The sequence below is a fragment of the Vibrio sp. SCSIO 43097 genome (assembly GCF_023650755.1).
Taxonomy (GTDB): domain Bacteria; phylum Pseudomonadota; class Gammaproteobacteria; order Enterobacterales; family Vibrionaceae; genus Vibrio; species Vibrio alginolyticus.
On sequence record NZ_CP071840.1, the window covers coordinates 182,729 to 197,454 of the forward strand.

Below are 14,726 nucleotides of genomic sequence, written 5' to 3' on the forward strand. Positions count from 1 at the left end.
TTTCATTTTTTCTAAAAATGAAGGTAAAGAGATGAGTCCGGCAAAATCGAATGTCTCTCGCTCATTCAAATAATGAGAGACAACTTTGGTGATTTGAACATCAACTCGAAACTCCTTCGGGTTGTATGGTTAAGTGACTAAGCGTACACGGTGGATGCCTTGGCAGTCAGAGGCGATGAAGGACGTATTAACTTGCGATAAGCCCAGATTAGGTAGTAAAAACCATTTGAGTCTGGGATTTCCGAATGGGGAAACCCAATACCATAAGGTATTACTGTTGAGTGAATACATAGCTCAACAGGGCGAACCGGGGGAACTGAAACATCTAAGTACCCCGAGGAAAAGAAATCAACCGAGATTCCGAAAGTAGCGGCGAGCGAAATTGGACTAGCCCTTAAGCTTTACACGCGTTAGACGAACAGCCTGGAAAGGCTGACGATACAGGGTGATAGTCCCGTAGTTGACGACGTGTGTTCAGTGAAATCGAGTAGGGCGGGACACGTGATATCCTGTCTGAATATGGGGGGACCATCCTCCAAGGCTAAATACTACTGACTGACCGATAGTGAACCAGTACCGTGAGGGAAAGGCGAAAAGAACCCCTGTGAGGGGAGTGAAATAGAACCTGAAACCGTGTACGTACAAGCAGTAGGAGCAGGCTTGTCCTGTGACTGCGTACCTTTTGTATAATGGGTCAGCGACTTATATTCAGTGGCAAGGTTAACCATCTAGGGGAGCCGTAGGGAAACCGAGTCTTAACTGGGCGTTCAGTCTCTGGATATAGACCCGAAACCAGGTGATCTAGCCATGGGCAGGTTGAAGGTTGAGTAACATCAACTGGAGGACCGAACCGACTAATGTTGAAAAATTAGCGGATGACTTGTGGCTAGGGGTGAAAGGCCAATCAAACCTGGAGATAGCTGGTTCTCCCCGAAAGCTATTTAGGTAGCGCCTCGGACGAATACTACTGGGGGTAGAGCACTGTTAAGGCTAGGGGGTCATCCCGACTTACCAACCCTTTGCAAACTCCGAATACCAGTAAGTACTATCCGGGAGACACACGGCGGGTGCTAACGTCCGTCGTGGAGAGGGAAACAACCCAGACCGCCAGCTAAGGTCCCAAATTACTACTAAGTGGGAAACGATGTGGGAAGGCTCAGACAGCCAGGATGTTGGCTTAGAAGCAGCCATCATTTAAAGAAAGCGTAATAGCTCACTGGTCGAGTCGGCCTGCGCGGAAGATGTAACGGGGCTAAGTAGTAAACCGAAGCTGCGGCAATGCACTTTAGTGCATTGGGTAGGGGAGCGTTCTGTAAGCGGTTGAAGGTGTGTGGTAACGCATGCTGGACGTATCAGAAGTGCGAATGCTGACATGAGTAACGATAAAGGGGGTGAAAAACCTCCTCGCCGGAAGACCAAGGGTTCCTGTCCAACGTTAATCGGGGCAGGGTAAGTCGACCCCTAAGGCGAGGCCGAAAGGCGTAGTCGATGGGAAACGGGTTAATATTCCCGTACTTCTTACAATTGCGATGGGGGGACGGAGAAGGCTAGGTGGGCCTGGCGACGGTTGTCCAGGTTCAAGTGCGTAGGCTGAAGAGTTAGGTAAATCCGGCTCTTCTTAAAGCTGAGACACGACGTCGAGCATCTACGGATGTGAAGTCATTGATGCCATGCTTCCAGGAAAAGCCTCTAAGCTTCAGATTGTAAGGAATCGTACCCCAAACCGACACAGGTGGTCGGGTAGAGAATACCAAGGCGCTTGAGAGAACTCGGGTGAAGGAACTAGGCAAAATGGTACCGTAACTTCGGGAGAAGGTACGCTCTCGACGGTGAAGTCCCTTGCGGATGGAGCTATTGAGAGTCGCAGATACCAGGTGGCTGCAACTGTTTATTAAAAACACAGCACTGTGCAAAATCGCAAGATGACGTATACGGTGTGACGCCTGCCCGGTGCCGGAAGGTTAATTGATGGGGTTAGACTTCGGTCGAAGCTCTTGATCGAAGCCCCGGTAAACGGCGGCCGTAACTATAACGGTCCTAAGGTAGCGAAATTCCTTGTCGGGTAAGTTCCGACCTGCACGAATGGCGTAATGATGGCCACGCTGTCTCCACCCGAGACTCAGTGAAATTGAAATCGCTGTGAAGATGCAGTGTACCCGCGGCTAGACGGAAAGACCCCGTGAACCTTTACTACAGCTTGGCACTGAACATTGACCCTACATGTGTAGGATAGGTGGGAGGCTTTGAAGCGCAGTCGCTAGATTGCGTGGAGCCGTCCTTGAAATACCACCCTTGTAGTGTTGATGTTCTAACGTCGACCCCTCATCGGGGTTGCGGACAGTGCCTGGTGGGTAGTTTGACTGGGGCGGTCTCCTCCCAAAGCGTAACGGAGGAGCACGAAGGTGGGCTAATCACGGTTGGACATCGTGAGGTTAGTGCAATGGCATAAGCCCGCTTGACTGCGAGAATGACAATTCGAGCAGGTGCGAAAGCAGGTCATAGTGATCCGGTGGTTCTGAATGGAAGGGCCATCGCTCAACGGATAAAAGGTACTCCGGGGATAACAGGCTGATACCGCCCAAGAGTTCATATCGACGGCGGTGTTTGGCACCTCGATGTCGGCTCATCACATCCTGGGGCTGAAGTCGGTCCCAAGGGTATGGCTGTTCGCCATTTAAAGTGGTACGCGAGCTGGGTTTAGAACGTCGTGAGACAGTTCGGTCCCTATCTGCCGTGGGCGTTGGAGAATTGAAAGGGGCTGCTCCTAGTACGAGAGGACCGGAGTGGACGAACCTCTGGTGTTCGGGTTGTGTCGCCAGACGCATTGCCCGGTAGCTAAGTTCGGGATCGATAACCGCTGAAAGCATCTAAGCGGGAAGCGAGCCTTGAGATGAGTTCTCCCTGATACTTTAAGTATCCTAAAGGGTTGTCGTAGACTACGACGTTGATAGGCAGGGTGTGTAAGCGTTGTGAGGCGTTGAGCTAACCTGTACTAATTGCCCGTGAGGCTTAACCATACAACACCCAAGGGGTTTTGATGGACTCAATGAAAGAACGTTGAATGTGTAAGAACGAGAATTAAAAAACAGCTTTCCAGATTAAAGAATTTGCTTGGCGACCATAGCGTTTTGGACCCACCTGATTTCCATGCCGAACTCAGAAGTGAAACGAAATAGCGCCGATGGTAGTGTGGGGCTTCCCCATGTGAGAGTAGGACATCGCCAGGCTTTAGTTTTATTTTCACTTTTTCGAAAAGTGAAGACAAAAGCGGACGCTTGCTTATTAAAGCGAGTGATACCACTGCGGAGTGGTAGTTCAGTTGGTTAGAATACCGGCCTGTCACGCCGGGGGTCGCGGGTTCGAGTCCCGTCCACTCCGCCACTTATATTAAGCCTCAGTCGAAAGACTGAGGCTTTTTTCGTTTCTACTGCGGCGTTTCCCTGAAGTGTGTTTACACCTAATTAGACTACTCCCCATAATCCCTACTAAGTGAACTTTGCGTGATTACACACTAGGCTTTAATTAATATAGGCCGTTGATGCTGTGGAAAGACAATATGACCTACAAACAAACCTAAGTAATCTATGGTATTCAAAGGCGTTCAACGGCTTGAATCTTGATGAGAAAGAAAAAACGAACTGTGCGCATAATCCAGAAAAGCGTCATATATACCCCCAATCTCTCCTGGCTCAAAAATCAAACGACTTGAAAAAAATTGGAAGGTGAAAGATTGAAGGAGCTCTTCATTAGCGAGGTGATGATTTTCGACGCTGAACATTTGATGAGTCTCAGAAAAAATATATCGCCAAGGGGTAAGAAGCGCCAAAACAGAGAGGGGTAGCTTAGCTCGAGGCTGTAAGCTATGCGGAATACTCACAAACGTCAAAGCTCAAACCCATTAAGAGAGTCGCTCTAGATCTAAGTGGTTATGTGCTCACTAGCGGTACTAGAAAATAGTTAAGTATTCCAAATGGATTATATGAAAAAGCCAACTGCTAAAGCGGTTGGCTTAGTATAAAAATTTCGACGTACTTTAGAGCGAGAAATGATGTCTAAAGAATACGTTTTAAAACACCATCTGCCTTTAGGCGGGTAATTTTTCTGACCAGTCGCTGTACCTCTATAGGATAGTCTTCTACTTTCTCTAATTGCTTATAAGTACAGATAAGGTGAGTATGCTCAAGAATACGCGAAACTTCGTCTTCAAACTTCTCAGTGAGCTTCGCATAATTGTCTTGTATGAGTAGCCCATTTTCTAGGTCGAGTGACCAAGCACGTGGATTTAGGTTATTCCCAGTAAGTAGCATATAGCGTTTATCAACCCAAATACCCTTAAGGTGGAAGCTGTTATTGTCATGCTTCCATAGGTGAATTGACAATTTACGTGCGGCGATATTCGCTTCATTGGCTTTCGCAAAGCGACGCAAATTCACTTCGTAAAGATATGGAAGTCCGCCAATGGTTTTAAAGTCTTCCTCAGGTGCAATGTAAAAGTCGTTGGCGGTTTTATCACCCACAACAATAGTTACTTTCACACCACGCTTCATGGCTCGTTTCACTTCACGATGAAGTGCTTTAGGGAAGTTAAAGTAAGGCGTACAAATGAAAATTTCGTCTTGGGCTGCTGCCAATAACTTTACAATCTGTTGATTGAGTAGATTACGGCGTTTGCCTAGCCCAACTAACGGAGTGACTTTTACGCTTTCTTCTGTTGCAGCTTGGTCTTCAAACTTATAATTGGCTTGAGCAAGAGAAGCCCTCAGTTGGCGAATCGCCGACTTAATTTCTTTGGTTTCTGGCTTATCTTTTCCTGCAAGATCATTAACGGCAGGGTGAGCAATCATTTCTTCCTGAATGAATTGCACCATTGAATTCGCTAAAGATTCATGTCGAATCACATGGTAACGATCAAATCGATAACGTTCATGATAATGGAGATAAACGTTATTTAAGCTCGCCCCACTGTAGATAACAGTATCATCGACAATGAAGCCTTTTAAATGCAGTACCCCAAAAACTTCTCTGCCACGCACTGGTATGCCATAGACAGGGATTGGGTGTTGGTATTTGCTGGCATATGCTTTGTAAAGCGCTGAATTACCCTCAGATGTCTCCGCACCAATCAGGCCACGCTGCGCTCGATGCCAGTCGACACAGATATTGATGTCCAACCCAGGATTGCGCTGTTTCGCTTCATAAAGCGCAGTGAGAATTTCACGTCCAGCTTCATCATCTTCCAGATATAGAGCGACTAGGTAAATTCGCGACGTTGCTTTGCTGATAGCATCTAAAAGACGGGTTCTGAATGATTCTGCTGAATACAGAACATCAAAGTCTTCCGGATTGACAGCGAGACTTGGCAACTGTTCGAATGGATTCCTACTTACTATCATATCGGTATGAGTACCTTAGTTTAGTGCAATATTGCGAACCTGCCATTTTATCAAAGATATGATTTACCTGGCTACAAAAGCACGCGTTTTGATGTCGTTGAAGAGATGAATTGCATTGGAATGAGATCTTTACCGCTATCTACATAACGTTGAAATGCCATTTTTAGCGGGTGTGGTAGCTCAGAGCAATCAATTGTTGTGAATCCATGCTTGGAATAATAGGATTCGAGATGTGTAAACGCGAAGCAATAATCGCCATCAGTGAAAACATTGTTTTTACAATGAGTTAGTAGTTCTTTTCCAATCCCTGTTCCCCTAACTTTCGGAATGACCAACATTCCTGTCAATAGACGAACTTTATCTACACTTTTTAAACGTAGTAACGCAATGATTTCACCTTTATGGCTTGCTGTAATGATCAATTCATCTTTTTTGGCTCGACCCGCAGGGTAATACGCTTTGTATAGTTTCTTAATGAGGGGGAGCTTGATGGGATTTAACACTTCTATGATTAATGAGTCTGGTATTGTCACTGCGGTTAAAAGATAACTAATGTAGAATGTCGACAGTTTAAGAGAATCTTATCTGGTGTTGCAAACCTACTATGCAAATTAAAACAAATGCGAGCCTAAAGGCTTACCATACTTTTGGAATTGAACAATCGTGTTCCTATTTAGCTATCGTTGAGTCGCTTGAAGATGTTATTGAGCTATTTCAAAACCCAAGATTCACCCATTTACCGAAACTTTTTTTAGGTAAAGGAAGTAATGTTCTTTTTACAGAACATTTTGAGGGATTAGTGATTGTTAATCGAATCATGGGTAAAGAAGTCACGGAAACGGATGAGCACTACCTATTACATATTGCCGGTGGTGAAGATTGGCCTGAATTGGTTTCCTGGTGTGTGAATCAGGGGATCGGTGGGATCGAGAACTTAGCTTTGATTCCAGGTTGTGCTGGCTCGGCTCCTATTCAGAACATTGGTGCGTATGGCCTAGAGCTAAAAGACATCTGTGATTATGTAGATGTTCTTGATCTAACTACGTTTGAAAACAAAAGAATGCACGCCCAAGACTGTGAGTTTGCCTATAGGGATTCCATATTTAAACATGCGTTGCACGGAAAGTGCTTTATCACCGCATTAGGGCTTAAGTTGGCGAAGCAATGGCAGCCGATTAACCAGTACGGTCCTTTACAAAGTATCCCAGAAGAACAACTCAGCCCTGCTTCTATCTTCGAACGAGTATGCCAAGTGCGAAAGGCAAAACTGCCAGATCCAACCAAGATAGGTAACGCAGGTAGTTTCTTTAAAAACCCAGTGATCACGCAAGATCACTATGATCGACTCACAAAAAAATACCCTAACGTAGTGGCCTACCCAGCTTCTGGAGGAATGAAAATTGCTGCTGGTTGGCTTATCGATCAGTGTGGATTAAAAGGGAAGTCTGTACACGGTGCGCAGGTCAACCCTATGCAAGCTTTGGTTTTGACCAACATGGATAATTGTAGTGCTGATGACATTGTCGCGCTTGCTTCTTTAGTGAAGCAGACGGTATGGGATAAATACCAAATCATACTTGAGCATGAAGTACGCTTTCTCAATCGTACCGGGGAGACGAATTTGACTCAGATCGAGGCATCTAGATGAGAAAAGATCACTCTACGAAACTTCATATTTTAAGGTTATTAAGTGATGGAGAGTTTCATTCAGGAGAAGCGTTGGGCGACGATCTTAATGTTTCCAGAGCGGCAATCGCTAAGCACATTAAAGGTCTTAGTGAATGGGGTATTGATATTTATCGAGTGCAAGGGCGTGGTTACCAATTAGCTTCACCATTGCAGTTGTTAGACGAGACACTCCTGACCACTAGCTCGGAGTCACTTGTTGAACTTGTCCCTGTGATTGACTCAACGAACCAGTATTTGCTCGACAGAGTCGTGGATTCGGAAAAGGGCCGTGTTTGTATTGCTGAATATCAAGCACAAGGGCGTGGTCGCCGCGGTAGACAATGGGTTTCACCGTTTGGCTCTAACTTATATCTCTCTATGTATTGGCGACTGGATGCGGGAATGGCTGCGGCAATGGGCTTGAGCTTGGTGATTGGGATTGCCGCAGTGGAAGCTCTGGAAGAAGTAGGCATGCAAGGTGTTAAACTCAAGTGGCCGAATGACTTGTATTATCAAGATAAAAAACTGGCCGGAATCTTGGTTGAAATGTCGGGTCAGGCCGGTGGGGCTGCTCATCTAGTGATTGGGATGGGCCTGAATATTGGAATGCCTGACGACCAGCCTGAGATTGACCAGCCATGGACCACGTTGAACCAAGTAAATCAGAGTCTCAAGATCGATAGAAATGTTCTAGCAATGACACTTATCAAGCATTGGAATTCCGCACTTGTCGAATATGAAATGAAAGGACTTACTGGCTTTATCGAACGTTGGAATCGGTTAGACAATTTCCTTAATCGTCAGGTCAAACTGCTTATTGGTCCTAGAGAGGTATATGGCGTCGTTCGAGGCATCGATCATCAAGGTGGAATATTAATTGAAACCTCCCAAGGACTAGAGACTTATATTGGTGGTGAAATCTCGTTGCGTAAAAGTGACTAATCTTCGATTACTTTCGCAACGAGACTTTATCAACCAAGTGGTTAACGCCTTTGTGTAGAATCAAGTGGGCTCTCTCACGAGTTGGAAGAATATTCAATTCTAAATTGAGCCCATTAATATCATGCCAAATTTGCTTCGCTTTTTTCTTTGCGTCATCGACAGAGAGTTGTGTGTAGTGGCTAAAATAAGATCCAGGTTTCGTAAAGGCCCCTTGGCGAAACTTTAAAAAGCGTTCTACATACCAATGTTCAATGGTCTCTGTTTCTGCGTCGACATAAATTGAAAAATCTAAAAAGTCAGAGACGAAGACACGATGCGGGTCATGTGGATAGTCCATTCCACTTTGCAGAACGTTTAAACCTTCAATAATAAGAACATCCGGTCTATCCACTTTTCTTAGTTCATCAGTAATGTCATACGTGATGTGAGAGTAGATGGGTACTTCAAGATCGGGCTTTCCTGCCTTTACGTCAGACATGAACTCGACTAAACGCTTGATATCATAGGATTCAGGGAAGCCTTTACGATGCATGATACCGCGTTCTTCTAGTACTTTTTTCGGATATAGGAAGCCATCTGTTGTAACCAAGGAGACTTTGGGATGATTCTCCCAACGAGAAAGCAATGCCGTTAGAATACGAGCAGTCGTACTTTTGCCTACAGCAACACTGCCAGCGATACCAATTACGAAAGGGGGAGCATGTTCCTCTGTATTTAAGAATTGTTGTAATACGGAATTGCGGCTTTGACGAGCTTGGACATACAGATTCAAAAGACGAGACAAAGGAAGGTAGATCTCTACCGCTTCCTCCATGGTTAGGTTTTCATTAATGCCCTGAAGCGCAGTCAAGTCGTCTTCAGAAAGTGTCATCGGTACAGAGTTTCTTAACTCGGCCCAATTTGCACGGTCAAATGACAAAAATGGACTCATGGGTCTCTTTTATCCTTGGTTTAATAGAAGCAAGAACATACATCAAGCGAACTTCAAAGCAAACGACAAAGGTCGAAGTTTGCTTTAAAAAAGCTAAGTTTGTACGAATTTGCAGCAAACGAATCTAAAAAATCGAAATTTATGATTTTTTTTCAAATTACTATTGCAACCTAGAAAATCATTCAATAGAATGCGCACCACTTATGCCGACTTAGCTCAGTAGGTAGAGCAACTGACTTGTAATCAGTAGGTCACCAGTTCGATTCCGGTAGTCGGCACCATTCTTTCCTTTAGTAGTCTGAATGGCTTGAAAATTTGGAGGGGTTCCCGAGTGGCCAAAGGGAGCAGACTGTAAATCTGCCGGCACTGCCTTCGATGGTTCGAATCCGTCCCCCTCCACCATATTCTTTAGGAAATAGCTCTCAGAGTTACGTGTTGCGGGCATCGTATAATGGCTATTACCTCAGCCTTCCAAGCTGATGATGCGGGTTCGATTCCCGCTGCCCGCTCCACTCTAATTTGAGTGCTGATATAGCTCAGGTGGTAGAGCGCATCCTTGGTAAGGATGAGGTCGGCAGTTCGAGTCTGCCTATCAGCACCAGCTCTCAAGTTTATTTCCTTTTGATATTAGATTTACCAATTATCTTTTTTTGGTTGCGTGGTCAATTTGGGCCACCTAAATCCGTACCTAGAGGGACCACTCATGTCTAAAGAAAAATTTGAACGTACGAAACCGCACGTTAACGTTGGTACTATCGGCCACGTTGACCACGGTAAAACAACTCTAACTGCAGCTATCTGTACTACTCTTGCTAAAGTTTACGGCGGTGTAGCTAAAGACTTCGCATCTATCGATAACGCTCCAGAAGAGCGTGAGCGCGGTATCACAATCGCAACTTCTCACGTTGAGTACGACACTCCATCACGCCACTACGCACACGTTGACTGTCCAGGACACGCTGACTATGTTAAAAACATGATCACTGGTGCTGCACAGATGGACGGTGGTATCCTAGTTGTTGCTGCGACAGATGGCCCAATGCCACAAACTCGTGAGCACATCCTACTAGGCCGTCAGGTTGGTATCCCATACATCATCGTATTCATGAACAAATGTGACATGGTTGACGATGAAGAGCTACTAGAACTAGTAGAAATGGAAGTTCGTGAACTTCTATCTGAATACGATTTCCCAGGTGATGACCTACCAGTTATCCAAGGTTCTGCACTAGGCGCACTAAACGGCGAAGAGCAGTGGGAAGCGAAAATCGTTGAACTAGCAGAAGCTCTAGATACTTACATCCCTGAGCCAGAGCGTGCGGTAGATCAGCCATTCCTAATGCCTATCGAAGACGTATTCTCAATCCAAGGTCGTGGTACAGTAGTAACTGGCCGTATCGAGCGTGGTATCCTAACTGTAGGTGACGAAGTTGCTATCGTAGGTATCAAAGACACTACTACAACTACATGTACTGGTGTTGAGATGTTCCGTAAGCTTCTAGACGAAGGCCGTGCAGGTGAGAACGTTGGTGCACTTCTACGTGGTACTAAGCGTGACGAAGTTGAACGTGGTCAAGTACTAGCTAAGCCTGGTTCAATCACTCCACACACTAAGTTCGAATCAGAAGTATACGTACTGTCTAAAGATGAAGGTGGTCGTCACACTCCATTCTTCAAAGGCTACCGTCCACAGTTCTACTTCCGTACAACTGACGTAACTGGTGACATCCAGCTACCAGACGGCGTAGAAATGGTAATGCCAGGCGACAACGTACAGATGACTGTAGAGCTAATCGCACCAATCGCAATGGACGAAGGTCTACGTTTCGCGATCCGTGAAGGTGGCCGTACAGTAGGTGCTGGTGTTGTTGCTAAGATCTTCGACTAATTCATAGCGAATTAGCGATGCTTTCGGAAAATCTTGAATTAGATTTGACGAACCAGTAGCAAAAAGGGCATCATTTGATGCCCTTTTTCTGCACTCAACATTATTTTTGCTGTTTTCTTGTTCAGAAGTGGGTTGGGCGCAGAGCAAGATTAAGCAAAGAGGCTTAATCTTAAGAAGAGTACGCTGATTTTTTCAGCGATATGGAGTTTGCCCTGCAACAGCGGGGTTGTTGTCGTCTATATTAAGACTTGTAACAGGTTGGTTTTATGAAAGCAAATAATGCTGAAACTCCTGATAGCTCAAACGCAGCAGATACGTTTAAGTGGGTAGCCGCTTTCGTATTGGCAGCTGCCGCTGTTGTGGGTAATTACCTGTATGGTGAAATGTCTGTAGTGGTTCGTGCTGCAGGCGTTGTTGTTCTTATTGCAGCTGCCTTAGGCGTTGCAGCAACAACGACTAAAGGTAAAGCAGCGATCAGTTTTGCAAAAGAATCTCGTATGGAAGTACGTAAAGTTGTTTGGCCTACTCGCCAAGAAACCATGCAAACAACACTGATCGTTTTAGCTGTAAGTATTGTAATGGCTCTAGTGCTATGGGGTATTGACGGAATTATGGTTCGTCTAGTAGCTCTAGCAACTGGGGTATAGAGGGTTTTTATTCATGAGTGAAGCTCCAAAAAAACGCTGGTATGTGGTTCAAGCCTTCTCTGGATTTGAAGGTCGTGTAGCTCAATCTCTGCGCGAGCATATCAAAATGCACGGCATGGAAGAGCTATTCGGTGAAGTACTGGTTCCTACTGAAGAAGTAGTGGAAATGCGCGCGGGTCAGCGTCGCAAATCTGAGCGTAAGTTCTTCCCAGGTTACGTCCTTGTTCAGATGATTATGAACGATGAATCATGGCACCTAGTACGCAGTGTGCCGCGTGTCATGGGCTTCATTGGTGGTACCTCAGACCGTCCGGCACCTATCACGGATAAAGAGGCTGACGCGATTCTTAATCGTCTTGAGAAAGCGAGTGAAGCGCCTCGTCCGCGTACAATGTACGAAGCGGGTGAAGTGGTACGTGTTAACGAAGGTCCATTTGCTGACTTCAACGGTACTGTTGAAGAAGTGGATTACGAGAAGAGCCGCCTGAAAGTGTCTGTATCGATCTTTGGTCGTGCGACACCAGTTGAGCTTGAATTTGGTCAGGTTGAAAAGCTGGACTAAGACTCTTCGTTAAAGAGTATAAAAAATCACCTTTTTAGGGTTGTATAAGGCGCGGATTATGACTATAATTTCGCGCCTTTTTACTTCAAGTGAAGTAAAAAGTTTCTTACACAAACGGGGAGCTGATCCGCGATTAGCGTTTGTACCCAAACTTAGGAATTATCATGGCTAAGAAAGTTGAAGCTTACATCAAGCTACAAGTTGCTGCTGGTATGGCTAACCCTAGTCCACCAGTAGGTCCTGCACTAGGTCAACACGGTGTGAACATCATGGAATTCTGTAAAGCGTTCAACGCAAAAACAGAATCTATTGAGAAAGGTCTACCAACTCCAGTAGTTATCACAGTATACAGCGACCGTTCTTTCACGTTCGTAACTAAGACTCCACCTGCTGCTGTTCTTCTTAAGAAAGCTGCTGGCGTTAAGTCTGGTTCAGGTCGTCCAAACACTGAAAAAGTTGGTACTGTAACTGACGCTCAAATCCAAGAAATCGCAGAAACTAAAGCTGCTGATATGACTGGTGCTGACATCGAAGCGATGAAGCGTTCTATCGCTGGTACTGCTCGTTCAATGGGCCTAGTGGTAGAGGGTTAATAAGATGGCAAAACTAACTAAGCGCATGCGCGTAATCCGCGAAAAAGTTGACGTAACTAAAGAATACGAAATCAACGAAGCTGTTGCTCTTCTTCAAGAACTAGCGACTGCTAAATTCGTTGAGTCTGTAGACGTTGCTGTTAACCTAGGCATTGATGCTCGTAAATCTGACCAGAACGTACGTGGTGCAACTGTACTACCTCACGGTACTGGCCGCGAAATCCGCGTTGCAGTGTTCACTCAAGGTGCTAACGCTGAAGCAGCTAAAGAAGCTGGCGCAGACATCGTAGGTATGGAAGATCTTGCTGAGCAAGTTAAGAAAGGCGAAATGAACTTTGACGTAGTTGTTGCTTCTCCAGATGCAATGCGCGTTGTAGGTCAACTAGGTACTATCCTAGGTCCTCGCGGTCTTATGCCAAACCCTAAAGTTGGTACTGTAACTCCTAACGTTGCTGAAGCAGTTAAAAACGCTAAAGCTGGTCAGGTTCGTTACCGTAACGACAAAAACGGCATCATCCACACTACTATCGGTAAAGCAAATTTCTCTGCTGAGCAGATCAAAGAGAACCTAGAAGCACTTCTAGTTGCTCTGAAGAAAGCTAAGCCATCTTCAGCGAAAGGTACTTTCCTGAAGAAAGTAAGCATCTCTACTACTATGGGTGCTGGTGTTGCTGTTGATCAGGCTAGCCTGAACACTCAAGCATAATTTATTTGCTTAGGCGCAAAATTAGTGTATAATTTTGCGCCTAATATTTGTGGTTGGGGCTGAACTTTGGTTCTTTGAACTGTCTCCTAGTTCGAAATGAATTAAGACCCAGTCTCCGTCCAAGACCGTAGGTGTTTGTGTAAAAGCAAACTTAATTATCCTACGTAGATGGTGCCCGAACTGACAGAAAGCTCTATGTAATATAGTTAACTTTCTTCTGGGGAAGCACCTCAATAGCTCTCACTGTCGTGATGATAGTGAGTGGTGTAACGACAACCAGGAGTAAATCCAAGATGGCTTTAAACCTTCAAGACAAAAAAGCAATTGTTGCTGAAGTCAACGAAGCTGCCAGTGGTGCACTTTCTGCAGTTGTAGCTGATTCTCGTGGCGTTCAAGTTGGCGCGATGACTTCTCTACGTAAACAAGCTCGTGAAGCTGGCGTTTACATGAGAGTTGTTCGTAACACTCTTGCTCGTCGTGCGGTTGAAGGTACTGAGTACGAGTGTCTAACTGACACTTTCACTGGTCCTACTCTAATCGCATTCTCTAATGAGCACCCAGGTGCTGCAGCGCGTCTTTTCAAAGACTTCGCTAAAGAGAACAAAGATTTCGAGATCAAAGCTGCTGCATTTGAAGGCGCTTTAACTGACGCTGAAGTACTAGCAACACTACCAACTTACGACGAAGCAATCGCACGCCTAATGATGTGCATGAAAGAAGCTTCGGCTGGCAAGTTGGCGCGTACTATCGCAGCTATCCGCGATCAAAAACAAGAAGCAGCGGCATAAGCCTTGCTTTTTACTGGTTGCTTAATAAACTTATTGTTGACTTAAAAGAGAATTGTTATGTCTATTACTAACGAGCAAATCCTAGACGCAGTTGCAGAAATGTCTGTAATGCAAGTTGTTGAACTAATCGAAGCAATGGAAGAGAAATTCGGTGTTTCTGCTGCTGCTGCTGTTGTAGCTGGCGGCGCTGCTGCAGGCGAAGCTGCTGCTGAGCAAACTGAATTCGACGTAATCCTAGAAGCTGCTGGCGGTAACAAAGTTGCTGTAATCAAAGCAGTACGTGGCGCAACTGGCCTAGGTCTTAAAGAAGCTAAAGCTCTAGTAGACGGCGCTCCAGCACCTCTTAAAGAAGGTGTTGAGAAAGCAGAAGCTGAAGCTCTTAAAGCTCAGCTAGAAGAAGCTGGTGCAACTGTTGCTGTTAAGTAATTATTGCATAGTTTCTTAGCCTAACGGCTAATTGGCTGGTGGTTTTTTAACCACCGGCCTTTTTGCGCTGTAGGGTATAGGCGAATTTTCCCGCTGTTTAAGCGCCTGATATCCATGCAAAAAACATTTCATTCTTACGAAATGAAATGTCACTACAGTAAACAGCTATATTAGTCACTGTC

Annotated in this window: 12 protein-coding genes, 5 tRNA genes and 2 rRNA genes; 16 read left to right on the plus strand and 3 right to left on the minus strand. The window is 45.3% G+C overall.

The genetic code is table 11. The annotated features are described in order from the left end of the window. Positions 1-127: 127 nt before the first annotated feature. From J4N40_RS00905 to J4N40_RS00915, 3 genes are all read left to right on the plus strand, one after another. A 23S ribosomal RNA gene (locus tag J4N40_RS00905) occupies positions 128-3,017 on the plus strand. Between the two features lie 93 nt (positions 3,018-3,110). After that, positions 3,111-3,227, plus strand: a 5S ribosomal RNA gene (rrf, locus tag J4N40_RS00910). A 77-nt stretch (positions 3,228-3,304) separates the two neighbouring features. Then, positions 3,305-3,381 (plus strand) — tRNA-Asp (locus tag J4N40_RS00915). Between the two features lie 671 nt (positions 3,382-4,052). Here the strand turns inward: J4N40_RS00915 and pssA are convergent. Continuing rightward, on the minus strand, positions 4,053-5,393 hold the full coding sequence (gene pssA / locus J4N40_RS00920) for a CDP-diacylglycerol--serine O-phosphatidyltransferase (RefSeq protein ID WP_025768993.1): 1,341 nt from the start codon (positions 5,391-5,393) through the stop codon (positions 4,053-4,055). A gap of 71 nt (positions 5,394-5,464) precedes the next feature. Further along, entirely contained in the window at positions 5,465-5,896 is a 432-nt protein-coding gene (locus J4N40_RS00925) for a GNAT family N-acetyltransferase (protein WP_031781233.1), read from the minus strand. A gap of 101 nt (positions 5,897-5,997) precedes the next feature. Between J4N40_RS00925 and murB the strand changes: the two genes are divergently transcribed. Beyond that, positions 5,998-7,041, plus strand: coding sequence for a UDP-N-acetylmuramate dehydrogenase (gene murB, locus J4N40_RS00930; RefSeq protein ID WP_033907506.1), 1,044 nt, complete (start codon positions 5,998-6,000; stop codon positions 7,039-7,041). Beyond that, complete coding sequence (gene birA, locus J4N40_RS00935) at positions 7,038-8,003, plus strand: bifunctional biotin--[acetyl-CoA-carboxylase] ligase/biotin operon repressor BirA (protein ID WP_033907505.1); 966 nt, start codon at positions 7,038-7,040, stop codon at positions 8,001-8,003. Before murB ends, birA begins: the two co-directional genes overlap by 4 nt. Positions 8,004-8,010: 7 nt before the next feature. Here birA and coaA read toward each other — a convergent pair whose 3' ends face one another. After that, on the minus strand, positions 8,011-8,934 hold the full coding sequence (gene coaA, locus J4N40_RS00940) for a type I pantothenate kinase (RefSeq protein WP_005388683.1): 924 nt from the start codon (positions 8,932-8,934) through the stop codon (positions 8,011-8,013). A 205-nt stretch (positions 8,935-9,139) separates the two neighbouring features. On the opposite strand from coaA, the gene J4N40_RS00945 reads away from it, so the two are divergent. The 11 genes from J4N40_RS00945 (at position 9,140) to rplL (ending at position 14,544) form a co-directional block, all read left to right on the plus strand. Next, positions 9,140-9,215 (plus strand) — tRNA-Thr (locus J4N40_RS00945). 36 nt (positions 9,216-9,251) lie between these two features. Beyond that, positions 9,252-9,336, plus strand: a tRNA-Tyr gene (locus J4N40_RS00950). 35 nt (positions 9,337-9,371) lie between these two features. Further along, positions 9,372-9,446 (plus strand) — tRNA-Gly (locus J4N40_RS00955). Positions 9,447-9,459: 13 nt separating this feature from the next. Further along, positions 9,460-9,535 (plus strand) — tRNA-Thr (locus tag J4N40_RS00960). A 102-nt stretch (positions 9,536-9,637) separates the two neighbouring features. Next, positions 9,638-10,822 carry an elongation factor Tu gene (tuf, locus tag J4N40_RS00965; protein WP_005381361.1) on the plus strand — a complete coding sequence of 395 codons (1,185 nt, stop codon included), beginning with the start codon at positions 9,638-9,640 and terminating at the stop codon, positions 10,820-10,822. Positions 10,823-11,088: 266 nt separating this feature from the next. Beyond that, positions 11,089-11,469, plus strand: coding sequence for a preprotein translocase subunit SecE (gene secE / locus J4N40_RS00970; RefSeq protein ID WP_005384680.1), 381 nt, complete (start codon positions 11,089-11,091; stop codon positions 11,467-11,469). Positions 11,470-11,482: 13 nt separating this feature from the next. Next, the gene (gene nusG / locus J4N40_RS00975; RefSeq protein WP_005384681.1) at positions 11,483-12,031 is read left to right on the plus strand and encodes a transcription termination/antitermination protein NusG; all 549 of its coding nucleotides are present in this window, start codon (positions 11,483-11,485) and stop codon (positions 12,029-12,031) included. Between the two features lie 164 nt (positions 12,032-12,195). Continuing rightward, entirely contained in the window at positions 12,196-12,624 is a 429-nt protein-coding gene (rplK, locus tag J4N40_RS00980) for a 50S ribosomal protein L11 (RefSeq protein WP_005384682.1), read from the plus strand. 4 nt (positions 12,625-12,628) lie between these two features. Continuing rightward, on the plus strand, positions 12,629-13,330 hold the full coding sequence (gene rplA, locus J4N40_RS00985) for a 50S ribosomal protein L1 (protein ID WP_005384683.1): 702 nt from the start codon (positions 12,629-12,631) through the stop codon (positions 13,328-13,330). Positions 13,331-13,623: 293 nt separating this feature from the next. Further along, a complete protein-coding gene (gene rplJ / locus J4N40_RS00990) occupies positions 13,624-14,118 on the plus strand; it encodes a 50S ribosomal protein L10 (RefSeq protein ID WP_005382538.1) in 495 nt (164 codons plus the stop codon). 57 nt (positions 14,119-14,175) lie between these two features. Beyond that, complete coding sequence (gene rplL / locus J4N40_RS00995; protein WP_005382540.1) at positions 14,176-14,544, plus strand: 50S ribosomal protein L7/L12; 369 nt, start codon at positions 14,176-14,178, stop codon at positions 14,542-14,544. Positions 14,545-14,726: the final 182 nt, after the last annotated feature.